This is a genomic window from Halpernia humi (assembly GCF_900108025.1).
GTDB classification, from domain to species: Bacteria; Bacteroidota; Bacteroidia; order Flavobacteriales; family Weeksellaceae; genus Halpernia; species Halpernia humi.
On record NZ_FNUS01000003.1, the window covers coordinates 271,339 to 289,944 of the forward strand.

General features: G+C 34.9%; 14 protein-coding genes. 5 read left to right on the forward strand and 9 right to left on the reverse strand.

The window, feature by feature from the left end; genetic code table 11:
• Nucleotides 1-47 precede the first annotated feature (47 nt).
• Both C4S29_RS08275 and C4S29_RS08280 read right to left on the reverse strand, forming a co-directional pair.
• Nucleotides 48-1,892: a M1 family metallopeptidase gene (locus tag C4S29_RS08275; protein WP_103913670.1), complete on the reverse strand. Its 1,845-nt coding sequence runs from the start codon at nucleotides 1,890-1,892 to the stop codon at nucleotides 48-50.
• Nucleotides 1,893-2,002: 110 nt separating this feature from the next.
• Nucleotides 2,003-3,685 carry a DUF6909 family protein gene (locus C4S29_RS08280; protein WP_103913671.1) on the reverse strand — a complete coding sequence of 561 codons (1,683 nt, stop codon included), beginning with the start codon at nucleotides 3,683-3,685 and terminating at the stop codon, nucleotides 2,003-2,005.
• A 221-nt stretch (nucleotides 3,686-3,906) separates the two neighbouring features.
• Between C4S29_RS08280 and C4S29_RS08285 the strand changes: the two genes are divergently transcribed.
• Nucleotides 3,907-6,102: a glutamine synthetase III family protein gene (locus tag C4S29_RS08285; protein ID WP_103913672.1), complete on the forward strand. Its 2,196-nt coding sequence runs from the start codon at nucleotides 3,907-3,909 to the stop codon at nucleotides 6,100-6,102.
• 326 nt (nucleotides 6,103-6,428) lie between these two features.
• On the forward strand, nucleotides 6,429-7,121 hold the full coding sequence (locus tag C4S29_RS08290) for a C40 family peptidase (RefSeq protein WP_103913673.1): 693 nt from the start codon (nucleotides 6,429-6,431) through the stop codon (nucleotides 7,119-7,121).
• A gap of 363 nt (nucleotides 7,122-7,484) precedes the next feature.
• Here the strand turns inward: C4S29_RS08290 and C4S29_RS08295 are convergent, their stop codons facing one another.
• The 6 genes from C4S29_RS08295 to C4S29_RS08320 all read right to left on the reverse strand — a co-directional run bounded on the left by C4S29_RS08295 (nucleotide 7,485) and on the right by C4S29_RS08320 (nucleotide 15,146).
• Nucleotides 7,485-9,221 (reverse strand): APC family permease, encoded by a 1,737-nt coding sequence (locus C4S29_RS08295; RefSeq protein WP_103913674.1) that lies wholly within the window; start codon nucleotides 9,219-9,221, stop codon nucleotides 7,485-7,487.
• A 314-nt stretch (nucleotides 9,222-9,535) separates the two neighbouring features.
• The gene (gene rodA, locus C4S29_RS08300; RefSeq protein WP_103913675.1) at nucleotides 9,536-10,762 is read right to left on the reverse strand and encodes a rod shape-determining protein RodA; all 1,227 of its coding nucleotides are present in this window, start codon (nucleotides 10,760-10,762) and stop codon (nucleotides 9,536-9,538) included.
• Nucleotides 10,759-12,747 carry a peptidoglycan D,D-transpeptidase FtsI family protein gene (locus C4S29_RS08305; protein ID WP_103913676.1) on the reverse strand — a complete coding sequence of 663 codons (1,989 nt, stop codon included), beginning with the start codon at nucleotides 12,745-12,747 and terminating at the stop codon, nucleotides 10,759-10,761. Before C4S29_RS08305 ends, rodA begins: the two co-directional genes overlap by 4 nt.
• Nucleotides 12,744-13,250: a rod shape-determining protein MreD gene (locus C4S29_RS08310; protein WP_103913677.1), complete on the reverse strand. Its 507-nt coding sequence runs from the start codon at nucleotides 13,248-13,250 to the stop codon at nucleotides 12,744-12,746. The genes C4S29_RS08305 and C4S29_RS08310 overlap by 4 nt, the downstream gene beginning before the upstream one ends.
• Nucleotides 13,243-14,094, reverse strand: a complete 852-nt coding sequence (mreC, locus tag C4S29_RS08315) for a rod shape-determining protein MreC (RefSeq protein ID WP_103913678.1) — start codon at nucleotides 14,092-14,094, stop codon at nucleotides 13,243-13,245. Before mreC ends, C4S29_RS08310 begins: the two co-directional genes overlap by 8 nt.
• A 26-nt stretch (nucleotides 14,095-14,120) precedes the next feature.
• On the reverse strand, nucleotides 14,121-15,146 hold the full coding sequence (locus C4S29_RS08320; protein ID WP_103913679.1) for a rod shape-determining protein: 1,026 nt from the start codon (nucleotides 15,144-15,146) through the stop codon (nucleotides 14,121-14,123).
• Between the two features lie 146 nt (nucleotides 15,147-15,292).
• Here C4S29_RS08320 and C4S29_RS08325 point away from each other — a divergent pair, with 146 nt between their 5' ends.
• The 3 genes from C4S29_RS08325 to hemC are packed head-to-tail and all read left to right on the forward strand — an operon-like array spanning nucleotide 15,293 to nucleotide 17,956.
• Nucleotides 15,293-15,736 (forward strand): GNAT family N-acetyltransferase, encoded by a 444-nt coding sequence (locus C4S29_RS08325; protein ID WP_103913680.1) that lies wholly within the window; start codon nucleotides 15,293-15,295, stop codon nucleotides 15,734-15,736.
• 47 nt (nucleotides 15,737-15,783) lie between these two features.
• A complete protein-coding gene (gene hemA, locus C4S29_RS08330; protein WP_103913681.1) occupies nucleotides 15,784-17,058 on the forward strand; it encodes a glutamyl-tRNA reductase in 1,275 nt (424 codons plus the stop codon).
• Nucleotides 17,045-17,956, forward strand: a complete 912-nt coding sequence (gene hemC, locus C4S29_RS08335) for a hydroxymethylbilane synthase (RefSeq protein WP_103913682.1) — start codon at nucleotides 17,045-17,047, stop codon at nucleotides 17,954-17,956. The genes hemA and hemC overlap by 14 nt, the downstream gene beginning before the upstream one ends.
• On the opposite strand, the gene nth is transcribed toward hemC, so the two are convergent.
• Nucleotides 17,957-18,577: an endonuclease III gene (gene nth, locus C4S29_RS08340; RefSeq protein WP_103913683.1), complete on the reverse strand. Its 621-nt coding sequence runs from the start codon at nucleotides 18,575-18,577 to the stop codon at nucleotides 17,957-17,959. It lies immediately after the preceding gene.
• Between the last annotated feature and the right edge of the window lie 29 nt (nucleotides 18,578-18,606).

The window sequence follows — 18,606 nt, forward strand, 5'->3', positions numbered from 1 at the left end:
GAAAAATTAGACCAATATTAGCCTTGTGCCATTTAGTTTAACAAAAATTATTTCACTTCTACAAAATTATCTGCCGGGTTTACATCTGCCATTCTTTGAGAAAAATCAATACCCAAAACAGATAATTGGTCTTTAGAATAAGGAATTGTAAATGTATATTCTTTCTGTGTCCACGGCCAATATGGCAAACTTGTGAACGTCCCATTAATGTCTTTTGTCTTAAAGACGCGCGTTAAATTTAAAGGGATTTGATAATTAATTACAGATTTATCCTTCAACATTACACCAAAATCTATCGGCATTGGAACTTGCCCGTTGTTGGTTAATGTAATGGTAGTTGAAGTGGCATCATACTGCACGTTTGTAATGCCGTAATCAATCGTTTTTGTAGTATTGATCCAATAATGGTGAAACCATTTTAAATCCATACCAGAAATATTTTGCGCAATATGGATGAAATCTCGGTCGGTGGGGTGTTTCAAGTGCCATTGCTTGTAATATTCTTTCATGGTTTTTTGCAAATTTTCTTCGCCCATTATGTAACCGAGTTCCACTAAAAAAGTCTCGCCTTTTACGTATGTGGCAAAAGTATAAGCCGTTCCGTTATCGTGATGGTCGCCGAGCCAAACTGCGGGTTCTTCCAAACCAGATTTTGTCCATCTGATGTAGGCATTTATAGAATTAATGAAAGGATTTGCTTCTGGCGTTGTAGGTGGAAATAATTGGTACATAATATAATCTTCGGCGTAGCTTGTAAAGCCTTCGTCCATCCATGGCCGCATCGCTTCATTGGTTGCCAACATCTGCTGAAACCAAGAGTGAGAACCTTCGTGAAACATCAAGCCACACAAACTTTGAACAGATTTTGCTTCACCCAGAATCATCGTGCATCGACCATATTCCATTCCGCCATCGCCGCCTTGTATAAAAGAATAAGTGGGATATACGTAGTCGCCAAACGCTGCGTTCATCAATTGGTAATATTTTTTAATGTAAGGAATGGATTCTTCCCAAGCGGCTGTTTTATCGGATTTTTGATAGACCAAATAGACTTTTGGGCCATTTAAAACGGCAAAGGAATCCACTGTATAATCGGGGTCAGCAGCCCAAGCGAAATCTAAAATATCTTTTGCCGTCCAATGCCAGTTTACTTTATTATTTTTATCTGCTTTAATGGTTGGGGAACTTGTGTAACCTTTTACATCTGAAGGATTTTCTAAAGTTCCACCAGCGCCGATAACGTAGTTTTTATCAATTTTAATATTGACATCAAAATCAGCAAAAGGTGCGTGAAATTCTCTTCCAACATAATCGAAAGTTGCCCATCCATCGTAATCGTATTCAGAAATTTTCGGGTACCATTGCGTCATGGTCATATCAATTCCTTCGCGGTTGTTTCTGCCGCTTCTTCGTATTTGCATCGGAACATTGGCGTCCCATTCCATCGTAAATTTGGTGGACGAATTGGGTTTGATACTTTCATTTAAATAAACCTTCATAATGGTTTCTTGAATTTCATATTTCAAAAGTTTACCATTTTGCTTTATCCAATGGATGTTTTGCGCACCTTCTTGGTCTTTTGGAATTGAAGCCAAACGGGAAACACCATCCACATTCAACCGAGAATCGCCAGTTTTACCGCGATTTTGCACGCGCTGATCCATCATAGAACCGGGTTTAAAAGCATTCCAAAAAAGATTAAAATAAACCACATTTAATTCATCCGGCGAATTATTGGTGTATTCTATAGACTGTTTTCCTTGGTAAGTATAGTTTGCAGCATCTACATCAATATCCATTTTATACTTGGCGTGTTGCTGATAGTAAGCGTTTTGCTGCGCTGAAAATAATCCACAAATAAATAGTAGAATTAGGAAAAAGGATTTTGTCATATTTAAATAGTTTTGAAATGGAAAGATAAGAATTTTAGATAAAATAATTTTAATAGAAAAAGCCAGTCAAAATTTTGGTATTGATTGGCTTTAAAAAGTTTAAATTTAAATTATACCGCTTCTTTTGTTTTCGCTTTAAAAATGTGCTCCAAAATTCTAAGTGTTATAAGATAAGTCGGTTTCACACCTGTTAATCCCAAACCGCCTGAAGAAAGTGTAGAGCCTGTTTCCAAAGGATTATCCGACGCATAATAAGCGTAAGAAACAGATAAATCTTCAGAGATATGTTTCCTAATTTTGCTCGCTACTTGTATCGCTTTCTGATAATGTGCGCCTTCCATTTCTAAACCAATTGCCTTCCAAGAAGTGGTCATAAAATAAGTAAGAATATCTTTATTTTGAAGTGAAGTTCCCAAAACGGTGATCATCGGCCCTTCAAATGCTTTTAAATCTTCATCTATGAAATCTTCAAGTTTTAAAATATTATCAAAGATGTAATTATCGGCTGTTCCTTCAAAAATATGCGAAGTAGGAATCATTATATCGCCTTTCCCGCCAGTTAAAATCCCGGCCTTTCCCATAATGTTGATGGATTTCACCTTCATGGTGTGGATTTCATTATTGAAATCGAAAGGGCGCAAAAGTTCGTCCATCACTTCAAAAGCCTGTTCGCCAAAAGCGTAATCAAAAACCAAAACGACATCATCGCCAGAGAATTTTGTGTGTGCGAAAGGAGAGTTTTTTAAATCAATTTTGCTTAAATCTATAATCTGCACATCAATATTACTTCCGCTTTGGTCATCAATATAAATTAAACCTTGTTGCAAAGAATAGTCTAATATTTTATCTTGAAGTGCTTTTTTATTGCTGATTTCCTCGTACAGTTTATAATCTACTTCGCCTTTATGTTTTTTACCAAGAGCATCATTTGCAAAAAGCATATTTTTCACAGAATGCATGTTGGCCGAAATAATGTGGAGCGGTCTATTATGCAAATTATTTTGGGCCAAAATTTCTTTCACATTGTTTGCCCATTTTTCTCCGAAGTAATGGTGCCCAACTCTTTCCCGCAAAATGGCGCTAAAATGAATTTCGCGCTCTCGTTTTTCTAGAATGTCGTCTAAACTGCCTTTACCTAAATGGTAGATAATTTTAAATAACCTGTCAGGATTTTGATCGTCGCCAAAGGAGTTATAAGCATTTAAAGTTTCATCAAAAGTTCTTCCTAGTAAAGAAGAAAGATGAATGAGTGCCACTTCTTTTTCTTTTCGGCTAAATTTCTTTTCGCCCAAGGCCACTTCTTCAATAATACGCCAAGTTCGGATTGGTTTTCCGCCTTTGTCCATCAAAAATCCAAGATTTCTGATTTTATCTGCTTCAATATATAAAAAGGTAAGGTGCGTAAGAATATCATAAATTTCAGAACGACCGAGCAGAACCTCAATGTTCATCTGGTGCTCATCAATTCTATAACAATTTCTACGTCTTTTTTTAGGAACAATTGGTTCAAAACTGCCCTTATCAAAACCTTCATCTGAAGTTAAATGCACAAAAGCTGTTTCTTCAATACCTTCTGGAAGGCGGTCTAAAACGTACATTAAACCATCGAGTTCTATTTTGTTTGAAACGCCCATGGTTCCGTAGATTTCTGGGTTAATGTTTAGCAATAAACTTCTTAAACTTTCGCCTGAAACACCGCTGGGTTTGTAGAAACCGCGATAAAATAAGTGTCTTAATGTTACATATAAACGCTCGATAGATTCTGTCGTTTCTCTTGCTCTGGATTTTGCCATAAATAAAATTTCACGCAAAGATAAGGAATAGAAAAAGATTTTTTTATTTAATTAAAATCATAGAAAGCGAATGTTTCTATGAATTAGTACAAAATAAACTGTTAAAAAACCTATAAATTTGCTTAAAAAAGATAGAAAAATCATTATTACCCCTAAAAAAAGTAGGGTGGGATACAATTTATTTTAAAAAATAATCTAAATTTGTAAAAAAAATTTATAAGATGTCAACATTAAGATTCAAAGCATTAGAAACACTTTCATTTAAAAATTTTAGAAGTGAAAACGCAGTTACCGTGCCGGCCAAACTTTCAGAATTATATTGCAGCAATGTTTTTTCAGAAGACACCATGCGAGAATATTTAACAAAGGAAGCCTTCAACTCAATAATGGATGCTATAAAAAAAGGCAGTAAAATTCAACGTCCAGTAGCAGATCAAGTGGCGGTGGCGATGAAAGATTGGGCAATGGCAAAAGGTGTAACGCATTATACGCACTGGTTTCAGCCGCTAACAGGCTCAACCGCAGAAAAGCACGATTCCTTTTTTACACCAATTGAAGGTGGAAAAGCAATAGAAAGATTTTCTGGAAATTTATTAATTCAGCAAGAGCCAGATGCATCATCTTTCCCAAATGGAGGCATTAGAAATACTTTTGAAGCAAGAGGTTACACCGCTTGGGATCCTACATCACCCGCTTTTATAATGGGCACTACACTTTGTATTCCTTCCATTTTTATTTCTTATACTGGTGAAACTTTAGATTATAAAGCACCTTTATTGCGTTCCCTTCACGCGGTTGATAAAGCAGCAACAGATGTGATGCAATATTTTGATAAGAATGTATCTAAAGTAGTTCCAACTTTGGGTTGGGAACAAGAATATTTTTTGATTGATTCTGCTTTGTACAAATCTAGACCAGATTTGGTTTTAACAGGAAAAACTTTATTGGGCCACGCTCCTGCAAAAGGACAGCAATTAGATGATCACTATTTTGGTTCAATCCCAACTAGAGTCATGAATTTTATGAAAGATTTGGAAATTGAATGTATGAAACTCGGTATTCCGGTTACTACTCGCCATAATGAAGTGGCGCCAAATCAGTTTGAAATGGCACCAATGTTTGAAGAAGCAAATGTGGCAGTAGATCACAATTCTTTAGTGATGGATGTGATGGTGAGAATTGCTCACAAACACCATTTTAATGCACTTCTTCACGAGAAGCCTTTCGCGGGTGTAAATGGAAGCGGAAAGCACAATAACTGGTCTCTCGGCACAGATACAGGCGAAAATCTTTTAAGCCCAGGAAAAAATCCAAAGAAAAACCTGCAATTTTTAACTTTCTTTATCAATACGATAAAAGCCGTTAATGAATATTCAGATTTATTAAGAGCAGGAATTGCTTCTGCTAATAACGACCACAGATTGGGTGCAAATGAAGCGCCGCCTGCAATTATTTCAGTATTTATTGGCTCTCAATTGTATTCTGTTTTATCAGAATTAGAGAAAGTAACCAAAGGAAAATTATCTCCCGATGAAAAAACAGATTTAAAACTAAATGTTGTTGGCAAAATCCCTGAAATTCTATTAGATAATACAGATAGAAACAGAACCTCACCGTTTGCTTTTACAGGAAACAAATTTGAAATTCGTGCTGTAGGTTCTTCTGCAAACTGTGCAGAAACCATGACGATTATGAACTCTATTGTTGCTAAACAATTACGTGATTTTAAAGCCGAAGTAGATGCTTTAGTAGAAAAGGGATTGAAAAAAGACGAAGCTATTTTTAACGTTTTGAGAGAATATATTAAACAATCTAAAAACATCATGTTTGAAGGCGATGGCTATTCAGAAGATTGGGCGAATGAAGCAAAAAAACGAGGCTTAAGCAACCTAAAAACAACTCCAGAAGCGTTGGAGCGTGAAATGGACAAAAAATTCGTTGATTTATACGAAGAATTAGAAGTTTTCACACATCGGGAAGTAGAGGCCAGAAATGAAATAAAATTAGAAAAATATTCTACCACTATTGATATTGAAGCGCGAGTATTGGGAGATATTGCAAGAAATCATATCATTCCATGTGCTTTAAATTACCAAAACCGTTTAATCGAAAATGTTAAAGGTTTAAAAGATATTTTTGATGATAAAGAATTCAAAAAATTAGCAAAAGAGCAAATGAGTTTAATTGCTAACATTTCTGAAAATGTGTCTGCAATAAAACTAGCCGTTGAAGAATTGCTTGCAGCAAGAGAAACTGCCCACGGAATTGAAGATGGACAAAAGCGCGCGACCTATTTTTGCGATAATGTGAAAACATTGTTCGAGAAAGTAAGAAAACCAGCAGATGATTTAGAAATGATGGTGGATGATGAACTTTGGCCATTAACAAAATACAGAGAAATGCTTTTCACAAGATAATTTTTTGTAGAAATATGTAAAAAAATACTTCCAATTTTGGGAGTATTTTTTTATCATCAAATGCCGAAAGTGAAAAATATTAGAGCAATTGGTTCAGCATACAGGAAAAACACCCTTCTAAATGTTAACGTTTCACAATTAAAAAAGACTAAAAACTCGGTAAATAGGCGGCTGAGGCGTTTAAATTCATTAACATTCTGGCCAATAATGTTAAAATATGTTAAAATAGTGAATGTGCAAAACTATTTTAGCACTCTCTTTTTCGCTATTCCCTATTTTTGTAAAGTTCGAAAAAGAAAAATACCTTTAATACACTTAATTAATATATGAAGAGAAGAATTTTGTTTTATATGGCTATTGCCATTACAACTATTTCTTTGCAGTCTTGTGTATCCAATTACGTGGTTTCTGCTCCGAAACTCTACCCCGCACAATACAAAGCGAGTGCCAATCTCGCCACAATAGACGCTCAAAAATTAGAAAAAGATAAAAAAGAACTCATCAGCAGTTTTAAAGAAAATCCTGCAGCGATGGTTGCAAGAGTAAATAACGCTCTTAAGAATGAAGAAATTGCAAAAGCAATCAAACATTCTAATACAATTGATGGTATTTTAAGTGAAGCTGAATCTTATCTAGGAACGCCCTACAGATATGGTGGAATGACCAGAAATGGCATAGATTGTTCCGCGTTCGTACTTTCAGTTTTTGGTGCCGCCACAGGTTTAAACCTTCCAAGAGTAGCCGCTTCACAAGCAACAGAAGGAGAAACTGTTTCTAAAGAAAATTTACAAAAAGGAGATTTGGTTTTCTTTTCTCACGGAAAACATGGCAGAATTTCGCATGTTGGGATTGTGGAAGATGTAACGCCAGATGGAGAGGTAAAATTTATACACGCCGCAACTTCTAGAGGCGTGATGATATCTTCTTTATTTAATGACAGTTATTGGACGCCAAAATTTAGGTTTGCTAAACGTATCATCACCAAAGCTTTTGGAGAAAGTGATGTAGCCAAAAATTAGTAGATAAATATTTTATAATTGATATAATTAAAGTCGCCATGGAGGTGGCTTTTTTTATGCACAAAAATTCAAAATTTTGGTATTCAAAATTTGATTTATTCTTCTAAGTGATAGTTTCATACCATTTTATCTTAGAATTTTCCGAAAAATAAAAATGCTCCGTAGGAGCAATATCTGTGTAGAAAAAATGAATAATATTGAAAAGGAACTCCTTAGGAGTTCAATCTTTTAAAGTAATTTTAATGACAAAATTATATCGGTAGTTTATTATCAAACAACATAGAACAATATCAAGCAAAATCAAACAATATTAAAAAACCGCTTCCTAAAAGAAAGCGGTTCAAAATTTACAAGAAAATTCCTTTACAATATCAATCTTACACCTCCCAACTCTTCAACGCGATAACTGAATTTCTCGCCTGGTGAAGAAATAAACATAAAGTTTTTAGGAATATTCCATTCGTTGCTTAGTTTTTCTACCAAATCAGGTGTAAAACTTCCTTCAATTATTATATATTCCATATCCATTTCAGGATAAGCGCGATCTAAAGTATCAAAATCCGAAAGAAACTTTTCACTCGGCTGCTGGTGATTTTTCAAAACACTTACAATTTTTACTTTATTGGTTACTTCGTTTTGGCTAATGTAAATCATTACTTTATTTAAAGTTGCAATATCATCACCTTTAGAGAAAAAAACAAATTCTTGGCTGCGTAGATTATGCATAGATTTGTGAAGGCTTTTGCGCGATGTAACCGCTATTTTTCGAAAACTTTTAGTGATAGATTGCATTGTTTTTACCATAACCACCATTATATCATTTCTAGCTAGCATTGCAGAAATAATTAAGATGGCAGGTATGAAATATTGTAAAAAAGTAACTAGATAGGCGGGATTTGCTTTTATATTACCATAAAGCGCTATAATGACGCCAAAAAGTGCTAAAACAACAAGTGCAGTTGGCGCAGTTTCAGGGCGAGGCAAACGAGCACGCCGGATTTTTAATAATAAATTCCCGAGTGCAAAAAATGCCATTACTGTTAAAAATGATAAGGTATAAACCGCGGCCAGTGGTAAAATTTCTCCTTTAGTTACTACCAAAACCGAGATACAAAGCGCAAAGAAGAGCCCCAAAATTCTATATGTGCTTCCTCTTTTATTTTCTTTCAAGAAAAACTGGGGTAAAATTCTATCTAAAGTCATCCTTTTAATTAAACCATTTACTCCCACAAATGAGGTTAAAACAGCACCGCTTAAAACGGTAACAGCATTAATGGAAATAATCAAAGCCAACCATTTTCCGCCTGTTAAAGTGCCCATAAAACTTAAAAAATAATCTACTTTAGAATCAACCGCGCTCATTGGCATTATGCAAATAGCGAGAAAGGCAATTAGTGGATTTAAAACAGAAACCGCAATCCACATATTTCTTAAAGTTTTTGGGAAAACGCCGTGTTTTTGCTCTTCAACGAAGTTGGCAGAACTTTCAAAACCCGAAATACCAAGCATCGCTGCAGCAAACCCGAAAAATAATGCCGTGCCTATACTTCCTCCGCGTACAGGAAGCGAAAAATTTTCAACCAATATTGAAAATCCATTGTTTGCTATAAAAATGATGCAAAAAATAATGAGTAATAACATGACACTCAAGTGAAATACAAAAATTACTAGAGCTACAATTGAACTTTCAGTAATTCCTAAAACCGTTAAACCAAGAAAAAATAATAAAAGACAAAACGTAGCAATGTTGACATTAATTGCAGGAATAATTTCGTGCAAATAATGCATCGCTGTACTGGCGGAAATTACCGCTGTTGCCATATAAGACAGGATGGTGAGGCAGGCTGCAAGCGCCGCATTGCTTTTTGTAGAACTATTTAGAAGTACGTTATAAGCACCACCATTTAATGGAAGTGCACCTACAACTTCGCCATAGATTTTTCTAAATAGAAATAAAATGGCTGCCACAAATAGTAAAGCCAACCATGCGTATTGTCCTGCGGCAACTATTGTGAGGGCAGAAACGTAGAGGCAAGAAGAGGTAATATCATTCCCGCAAATCGCAGTGGCCGACCATTCTCCTAATTTTTTTTGATGCATTTTTTATCTTGTTTTAGACAAAAGTAAAAAAACTGAAAGGAAATGGTAGGAAAATTCGTGTTTATTTTAGAAAATGATGGTTTTTCAGGCAATTTATCACGTTAATGCAAATTTGCTTACTTCATTGCAAAGACTTTCTTGAGGAATCTATTTCAGGAATTTTTCTAAATTAAAATTAAAGCGTTAATATCGATAATTTATATAAACTTATTGAGGCATTTATCAAAAAAATTGCAATTAAGTTTCAATAAATTTAAGAGAGAACTGAAAGCAGACCTTTACAAAGCGATATAAGTATTTTAAACCAAAAAGCGCTAAACCAAACTATTCCGATCGGCGTAATTTAATTTAAAAAAGATAAATGTCATGACAGAAAAAGCCAAAAGCGAACTACCACCATAACTGAAAAACGGCAAAGGAATTCCTACCGTCGGGAAAAGCCCCATTACCATCCCGAGATTAATGGCAAAGTGCATGAGCAAAATTGAAGCAAAACAATAGCCGAAAACCCGATTAAAAGTTGATTTTTGATTTTCTGCTAAATAGTAAATTCTGCCTATAAATAAGCAATATACTAAAATGAGCATCATGCTGCCGAAAAAGCCCCATTCTTCACCTACAGTGCAAAAAATATAGTCGGTGCTTTGCTCAGGCACAAATTTACCTTGCGTTACCGAACCTTCTCTGTAGCCTTTCCCAAAAAATCCACCAGAACCTATGGCGGTTTTAGAATACAAAAGATTATAGCCAGAAGTGTCCCGAAAGGCCTTTTCGCCTTTGTACAAAACTTCAATGCGTTCTCTTTGGTGTTTTGGCATTTTTTCTAAAATTTTTGGTGCTCCGTAAGCCAGACCGCACATCGCAGCAATGCACAAAATTATAACGGAAGTACTTATCACATTCCAATTAATTCTTCTGCTGTTTACAAATAAAACAAACCCGCTAATCAGCAAAATAGGGATTACTAAAAAAAGAGGATTTACCGCCAAACCAACTAAAAAAATAACGGCAATAATAGCAATCACGCCAAAAAACCAGCCGCTTAAACCTTCTCTATACAGTGCAATTATAAAGGCTAAAAAAACAAGAAGCGATCCTACATCTGGGATTGCTAAAACCAAAACACCTGGTATGCCAATTATTATTAAAGCCGTCCACAAAGATTTGGATTTTTTAATATCGAAATCTGGCCCAGAAATATAATTTGCCAACATTAATGTGATGGCTAATTTCACAAATTCAACTGGCTGTAAACTTATTGGGCCAAATTTATACCAGTTTTTTTGTCCTAAAACTTCACTACCGAACGGAAAAAGCCCTACTAAAAGTAGAACGCCTAAAACATAAAACACAGCAGATAAGTTTTCGAAAAATTTGGCGCGCATTATAAATATCACAATCCCAACAAAAACAGAAATGCCAAACCACATGAGTTGCTTTTCTCCACTTTTAGGTTCCACACTATAAATATTTGCGATGGCGAAAAGACACAGCAGCACATAAAGTCCCAATCCTAATTTATCTATACCCTCTGTTTTCACTTTACTTTGGTTTTAGATTTTGTAGAATCACTTTTTTTAGCAAGTCCTTTTTTCAATTTTTTTTCTAAAATTATTTTAAGGCTGTCTTGTTTTCTTTTAAGTTGTATAGAATCTGGTTTTGGCGGCACATATTTGCCAATTTTTTTAAGATGATCAATCCATTGTCGCTTATATTCTGGCATAAAACTGGCGTTGATCATTTTTTTGTAAAGATAATCTCGTTTTATAGTCCCTGTTAAATATTTTTCTGCAATCAAAGTAGATGCGGGTCCTGCCCAAGTTGCTCCAAATCCTGCATGATCCATCACAGCAGAAACTACAATTTTAGGATTTTCCGCCGGTGCAATTAAAGTAAAAATTGAGTTGTCTTTCCCTTGTGGAACTTGCGCGGTTCCGGTTTTTGCCAATTGCGTGAATTCCGATGATTTTAATCCAGCGCCGGTTCCATGAAGCATTACTGCCTCCATTCCTTTAAGAACGGCATCAAAATATTTTTTATCGACTAAAGTTTGGTGTTTTACTTTAAATCTTGGATCCGGGTTTGGTTTTCCATCAATATATTTCACGATGTGAGGCGTATAATAATAGCCTTTATTGGCAATTGCCGCCGTAAAATTTGCTATTTGAAGTGGCGTTAATAAAATATCGCCTTGTCCCATTCCATTAAAAACGGCTTTTATTGGTTTCCAATTTTTACCGTATCTTTTTTCGTAAAATTTACTATCAGGAATTAAGCCTTTATTGCCCGTGGCTAAATCGTTATTCATATAATCTCCCAAACCGAAACTGTGCATTATTTTTGCCCACTCATCAATACTTTTACTCGGATTTCCGGGGTATTTATTTAAAATTGCCAAATAAGCATAAGAAAAATAACAGTTGCTAGAAACCTGAATTGCCGGAATTAATGATACCGCACCACCATGACTTTTTATTCTAACGCCTTTATAATTAAAACCACGACCACAAGGGAAAACTGTGTCGGGAGTCATCACGCCCATTTGCATTCCTGCGAGCGCCGTTAATAATTTAAAAGTAGATCCTGGCGGATAAGCGCCTTGCGTGGATCGATCAAACGTAGGAAGCCTATTGTAGGCCGTGTCGGTTTGTAGTTTATATAAATTTCTTGTTTTTTCTGGCCCAACAAAGAGGTTTGGATCAATATCTGGCCCTGTTGCTAAAGTTAAAATTTCACCTGTTTTGGGGTCAATTGCTACGATGGCGCCAAATTTATTAACTAGCATTTCTTCAGCTAGTTTTTGTAAATCGTAATCAATAGCTAATGTTAAATCTTTCCCCGTTTCTACAGGAACATCTAATTTTCCTTCTTTATAAGGCCCCACATTTCTTAAACGAATATCTTTTTGAATATAATTGATTCCTTTTTTTCCGCGTAATTGTTTTTCATAAGATTTTTCAATACCGCTCATTCCTGCGATGTCTCCTGGCAAATAATAAGTGGAGTCTCTTTTTATGTAACGATCATTTACTTGATTTGTAAACCCCAAAAGATTGCCAGAGGTAGAAACTTCATATTGGCGCTGCGGTCTGGAAACAATATTAAATGCGGGATATTTAAAAATAATTTCTTGTATTCTAGCAATTTCTTCCCGGCTAATATTTTTAATAAAAGTAACCGGCGTTAATTTAGAATAATATTTTTCTTTTTTTAAAGCTGTAATGGCTCGGATGAAAGTAGGTTTTGTAATATTAACCAATTTGCAAAATCCAATCGTGTCAAAATCTGGTTTCATTAATGCAGCAGTGAAAGAAATTTCGTAGGAGGGCTGATTTCCCACTAAAATTTTCCCATTTCTATCGAAAATTACGCCGCGTTGAGGAATGATGTATTCTTTCTTAATGGAAGTGTTGGCTGCATTCAAGGCATATCGATCGGTGAATAATTGCAAATAAGCGAGCCTTGCAATAAATATTAATGCAATAATGCTAAGCGCAATTGATACTTTAAAATATTGTGACTTCACACTTTTTGTTTTATTCTGAATGCAACAGCATAAACCAATATAAAAACAAAGGAAACTACACTCGTCGCAAGTACATTTATAAACACATCCAACAATCGGCTTAATTTAAAAAATTCTAAGTATTGCACCAAAAGTTGATGTATAAAAATACTTATGAAAATAAAAAATAAAAATTGTGACCAGTTTAAAGACAAAAATGAAAAGAAATCTGTGGAAGTTTCAGTGGTTGTTCGAAAAATTAAAGTTCTGAAGTAAGCAATTGTTACTGTTGCAAATGCATTGATGCCCCAAGTTCCAAGAACGATATCCACACTTAAACCTAATAGAAAACTTAGGCCTAAAAAAACGAATTTATTTCTATAAAACGGATAAAACATCACAAAAACAGGATATAAAACAGGAATATATTTATCAAATAGTGGAATTCTATTTAACAAAAAAACTTGCACTGAAGTAAGCAATGCAATTAATAAAACGTCTGTAAAAATATTTCTGCTAATCATCTTTCTTCATTACGGCATTTAAAGTATCTGTAATTTTCTGAACTTCCATTTTTTTCAAATTTTTCACGACAAAAATTTTATTCAATTTTCCCATTTTTTCAGAAAGTTCAACAGAAATATCCCAGAAACCGGTTTTGCTATCCACTTCATATCCTGCAATTCGCCCTATCATTATCCCTTCCGGAAAAATAGCAGATTTTCCGTCTGTTATGATGGTGTCACCAACTTGCAAGGGTACATATTTCGGCACATCAGAAAGATGCATCGTTCTAGAATCTTCTCCTTGCCAAGATAAAGTTCCGAAGTAGCCAGAATTTTTTAGCGACGCGCTCAATCGTATTTTGTGAACACTTAATACCGATTGTACTAATGCGTAATTATCTGTGGTGTTAATCACAATTCCTGCAATTCCATTTGGTGCAATCACTCCCATTTTCGGGAAAACACCTTGGTTTTTCCCTCTGTTTATTGTGAAATAATTATCTCTTCTATTGATACTATTAAAAACCACATCGCCATCAACGAAAGTGTAGATTTGGTGGCCTTTCGCTGAGTCTATCACCTTTCCAAAATTTGGAGTTTTGCTATCCGATTTTCCGTAAACCTCTTCCATCAGCATTTTATTCTGTTTTACAAGATCTTGGTTTACTTGGTTTAATTTTAAATAAGATGTTCCTTTGTCTATATTGCCAGAAACCCAAGAGTTAACCGCAGCCGTTTGCGCCGCAATGTAAGATTGCTGCATAGAATTTCTGGTAAACATTAACACCAATGCGATGATTTGTAAGAAAATAAAAAAAACGAATGTTGCGTTTTTCGAAAATAATCTCATCAAAAATGCCATCCGATAAAACTAAAAAGTGAATTTAATTATTTGATTAGGAAATTAAATTTATCCATATTTTTCAAAGCGATTCCCGTTCCACGAACTACCGCTCTCAAAGGATCTTCCGCTACAAAAACAGGAAGACCAGTTTTTTTGTGCAATCTATCGCTCAAGCCACGCAAAAGAGCGCCACCACCAGCAAGATAAATACCAGTTTTGTAAATATCCGCAGATAATTCTGGAGGCGTTAACGATAAAGTTTCCATCACCGCATCTTCAATTCTGATAATTGATTTGTCTAATGCTTTAGCAATTTCTTTATAATTTACCATAATCTCTTTTGGCTTACCCGTAATTAGATCTCGCCCTTGCACAGGGATGTCTTCAACAGGCATGTCCAATTCTTCAACTGCAGAACCCACTTCAATTTTTACACGTTCCGCTGTTCTTTCACCTATGTATAAATTGTGGTGCGTTCTCAAGTAATAAGCAATATCATTTGTGAAAACGTCACCCGCAATTTTTACAGATTTATCGCACACAATACCGCCAAGAGCAACCACCGCAATTTCTGTAGTTCCGCCGCCGATATCTATAATCATATTTCCTTCAGGCTTTTGAACGTCGATTCCCACACCGATTGCCGCTGCCATTGGTTCATAAATTAATCGCACTTCTTTGGCGTTCACTTTTTGTGCAGAATCTCGAACGGCACGTTTTTCAACCTCAGTAATTCCCGATGGAATACAAATTACAATACGTAAAGCAGGCTGAAATAATTTGCCTTTTATGCCAGGGATTTTTTTAATAAATTCCTTTATCATGTGCTCAGAAGCATGGAAATCTGCGATTACACCATCCTTCAACGGCCTCACTGTCCTAATATCTTCGTGGGTTTTACCTTGCATATGTTTTGCCTGTTCTCCCACTGCAATTGGTTTTCCCGTTGAGCGCTCGATAGCAACTATCGACGGTTGATCGATCACAATTTTATTATTGTGAATTATTAAAGTATTTGCAGTGCCTAAGTCTATCGCAATCTCTTGCGTAAACATATCAAATAATCCCATTTTTTTCTTGTATATTTAAGTTTACAAAGATATAAATTTAGAACCATTCTAAAAATTGAAATTAAAAGAAATTTGGTTAAATTTTTATTAAATTCTTAATTATCTTTGAAGTTCTAACTCATTATTAATCAATTTATTATTTTTAAATGATAAAATTAATTTCAACTGAAGAAACTCATCCGCTTAGAAAATCTGTTTTGGGTGAAAACATCCCCAATTATCAATACATTTATAAAGGCGACGATGATGAAAAAACACTCCATTTTGGCTGGTTTGAAAATGAAACTTTAGGCGGAATTTTAACAGCCATGAAAACCGAAGAAAAAATCTGGCAATTCCGCGGAATGGCGGTTTCGCAATCTCATCAAGCCAAAAATATAGGTAGCCAATTGTTGCAATTTGCTTCAAATTATTTAAAAAATGAAGCAGAGGTAATTTGGTTAAATGCCAGAGAAAAAGTTGTAAATTTTTATTTAAAAAATGGTTTCACAGCAGCAAGCGATTTTTTCGACATCAAACCAATCGGTTTACATCTGAAAATGAGTAAATTAAACAAAGAGAATATTGATTTTAATCATAAGCTTCATTAATAGATTCTTATTTAATTAAGAATAAAAATCTTAAATTTGCATTTCTTATGGATTCAAAATCACAAATTCATCAAACTAGCAACTTTGCCGTTTTAAGCATAAGTTATGAAAAAGCAGATGCGGAAACCCGCAGTAAATTTGCTTTTTTTGATGACCATATCAAAGTATTTGTGGCCGACATCCATGCGCAAAATCTTGGTGATGCATTTGTGGTTTCTACTTGTAACAGAACCGAAATCTATACAACAACTCCAAATTATTTATTAATTGCAGAACTTTATTGCAAATCTATAAATGTTAGTTTGCCAGACTTTATGTCTTTTGTAACGATTCTCAAAAGAGAAGAAGCACTTCAACATTTATTTCGCGTGGCTTCTGGCTTAGAAAGTCAAATATTAGGAGATTTTGAGATAATTGGGCAGATAAAAAATGCCTATCACCGGTTTAAAAAAGAAAAAACCAACGCTAATCCTTATCTAGAACGAGCCATTAATTGCGCCATTCAAATTTCTAAAAAAATAAAAAACGAGACGGGTATTTCAAATGGTGCGGCATCAATGTCATACGCGGCGGTTCATTATATTTTAAACCATCAAAGCCAACTTTCAGAGAAAAACATTTTGCTTTTAGGTGTGGGTGAAATTGGGCAAAATACCGTAGAAAATTTAGTAAAACACGTATACAAACCGCGCATTAAAATTGCCAATCGAAGTTCGGAATTAGCAGAAAAAATTGCGGAAAAATATCAAATTCCTCACATAGCGTTTGCAGATTTCGAAGAAGAATTACACCAAACCGATATACTAATTGTGGCCACTGGCGCACAAAAACCAATCATCAATAAAACCCATTTCCCAAACGGAAAAGAAACTTTGGTGATTGATTTATCCATACCAAATAATGTAGAAAAAAATATTACGGAAAATAAAAATGTGAGTTTGGTAAACGTCGATCATTTAGCAGCGCAGATCCAGCAAACAATGTCGCAGCGTAAAAAGGAAATTCCGAAAGCAGAAGAAATTATAAAACTGATGACCAAAGATTTTTTAGAATGGGAGAAAAAGCGAAAACTCGCCCCAAATATCCATTCATTTAAAGCGTCACTGAAAAAAATCGAGGATTATGAAATGCATCAAATTCACCGCAAGCACAAATATGTGAACGTGGATGATATGCAACTTTCTGATAAAATAATTCAAAAAATCACCAACCGTTTTGCAAAATATATCATCGATAATCCTTGGAAAGCGGAAGAAGTGAGCAAACTGATGAACGAAATTTTAGTAGAAATGCCAAAAAACGAGTTTAATGAAAAACATTAGAATTGGTACGCGAAATTCGCCTTTAGCACTTTGGCAAGCACGAGAAGTGGCCAGAAAACTTCAGAATAAAAACTATAAAACGGAAATTGTTCCCATCGTTTCTTCTGGCGACAAAAATCTCTCGCAACCGCTTTATACTTTAGGAATAACGGGTGTTTTCACCAAAGATTTAGATATTGCTTTGCTTAACGACGAGATAGATATTGCCGTGCATTCCTTAAAAGATGTTCCGACAGAATTACCGAAAGACATAACATTAATTTCGGTTTTAGAAAGAGATTTTCCGCAAGATGTTTTAATAAGAAATTCAAAATCAAAAAATATTGAATTGAAGGATTTGAAAATTGCCACAAGCAGTTTAAGACGACGTGCTTTTTGGTCAAAAGAATTTCCAAAAACAGAATTTACCGACATTCGCGGGAACGTGCAAACCAGATTGAGAAAACTAGAAGAGGGCGTTGCAGATGCTACATTATTTTCTTTGGCGGGCTTAAAAAGAATGGGCTTAAAATTAGATTTTGAATACCTCCCATTTATGATTTCTGCGCCATCGCAAGGCGTTATAGGCATTTGCGGGCATAAAGATAAAATTGAAATTAATCAATTATTATCTGAAATTTCTCATTCAAAAACACAAAAATCGATTGAAATCGAACGCAATTTCCTCCGAACGTTAGAAGGTGGTTGCACCGCACCAATTGGCGCTTTCGCAGAAATAAATGAAAATAATGATGTCCGCTTTATTGGAAGAATTTGCTCACTTGATGGAGAAAATTGCATCGAAACCGATGAAATATTTCAATATAATTCTGAAGAAAATTTCGGAGAAAAATTAGCAAAACAAGTTTTAGAAAATGGCGGCAAAGAATTGATGTCAATCATTAAAATGTCAATCTAACTATTTGTCAAATAGCATTTTAGTTAAAAAATCTTTTTCCCCTTTTCCTCTCGCCGGAGAATATTCTCTACCATAAAATATAATTTGAAGATGCAGTTTATTCCATAAATTTTTCGGGAAAATCTTTTTCGCATCTTCTTCTACTTGCACCACATTTTTCCCTTCAGAAATTTTCCATTGTTTCAATAATCTGTGAATGTGCGTATCTACAGGAAAAGCAGGAACACCGAAACTTTGGCTCATCACAACCGAAGCCGTTTTGTGACCCACGCCGGGAAGCGCTTCTAATTCTTCAAAAGTTTGTGGCACTTCACCTGAATGTCTTTCTATTAAAAGTTCGGCCATTTTTTTTAAATTTTTGGCTTTCGTGTTTGAAAGTCCAATTTGTTGAATTAAATATTTAATTTCTTCTACTTCTAAAAGATTCATTTTAAAGGCATTTCCTGCAACTTCAAATAATTTTGGTGAAATTTCATTCACTTTTTTATCGGTTGTTTGCGCGGAAAGTGCAACGGCAACCAAAAGTTGAAATGACGAAGAATGATCTAAAGGAATCGGAACTTCTGGATAAAGTTTTTCTAATTCTGTAATTATAACTTCTGCCCGTTGTTTTTTTGTCATTTTAAATTTAACTTTACACAAAAATACTA

What these genes read in the sequence shown, in the direction of transcription:
- C4S29_RS08280 (WP_103913671.1), bottom strand. Translation starts at nt 3,685, where the DNA reads ATGGCAAAATCCAGAGCAAGAGAAACGACAGAATCTATCGAGCGTTTA.
- C4S29_RS08310 (WP_103913677.1), bottom strand. Translation starts at nt 13,250, where the DNA reads ATGATTAGCAGAAATATTTTTACAGACGTTTTATTAATTGCATTGCTT.
- hemA (WP_103913681.1), top strand. Translation starts at nt 15,784, where the DNA reads ATGGATTCAAAATCACAAATTCATCAAACTAGCAACTTTGCCGTTTTA.
- nth (WP_103913683.1), bottom strand. Translation starts at nt 18,577, where the DNA reads ATGACAAAAAAACAACGGGCAGAAGTTATAATTACAGAATTAGAAAAA.
- mreC (WP_103913678.1), bottom strand. Translation starts at nt 14,094, where the DNA reads ATGGCATTTTTGATGAGATTATTTTCGAAAAACGCAACATTCGTTTTT.
- C4S29_RS08325 (WP_103913680.1), top strand. Translation starts at nt 15,293, where the DNA reads ATGATAAAATTAATTTCAACTGAAGAAACTCATCCGCTTAGAAAATCT.
- hemC (WP_103913682.1), top strand. Translation starts at nt 17,045, where the DNA reads ATGAAAAACATTAGAATTGGTACGCGAAATTCGCCTTTAGCACTTTGG.
- C4S29_RS08295 (WP_103913674.1), bottom strand. Translation starts at nt 9,221, where the DNA reads ATGCATCAAAAAAAATTAGGAGAATGGTCGGCCACTGCGATTTGCGGG.
- C4S29_RS08320 (WP_103913679.1), bottom strand. Translation starts at nt 15,146, where the DNA reads ATGGGATTATTTGATATGTTTACGCAAGAGATTGCGATAGACTTAGGC.
- C4S29_RS08285 (WP_103913672.1), top strand. Translation starts at nt 3,907, where the DNA reads ATGTCAACATTAAGATTCAAAGCATTAGAAACACTTTCATTTAAAAAT.
- C4S29_RS08290 (WP_103913673.1), top strand. Translation starts at nt 6,429, where the DNA reads ATGAAGAGAAGAATTTTGTTTTATATGGCTATTGCCATTACAACTATT.
- C4S29_RS08275 (WP_103913670.1), bottom strand. Translation starts at nt 1,892, where the DNA reads ATGACAAAATCCTTTTTCCTAATTCTACTATTTATTTGTGGATTATTT.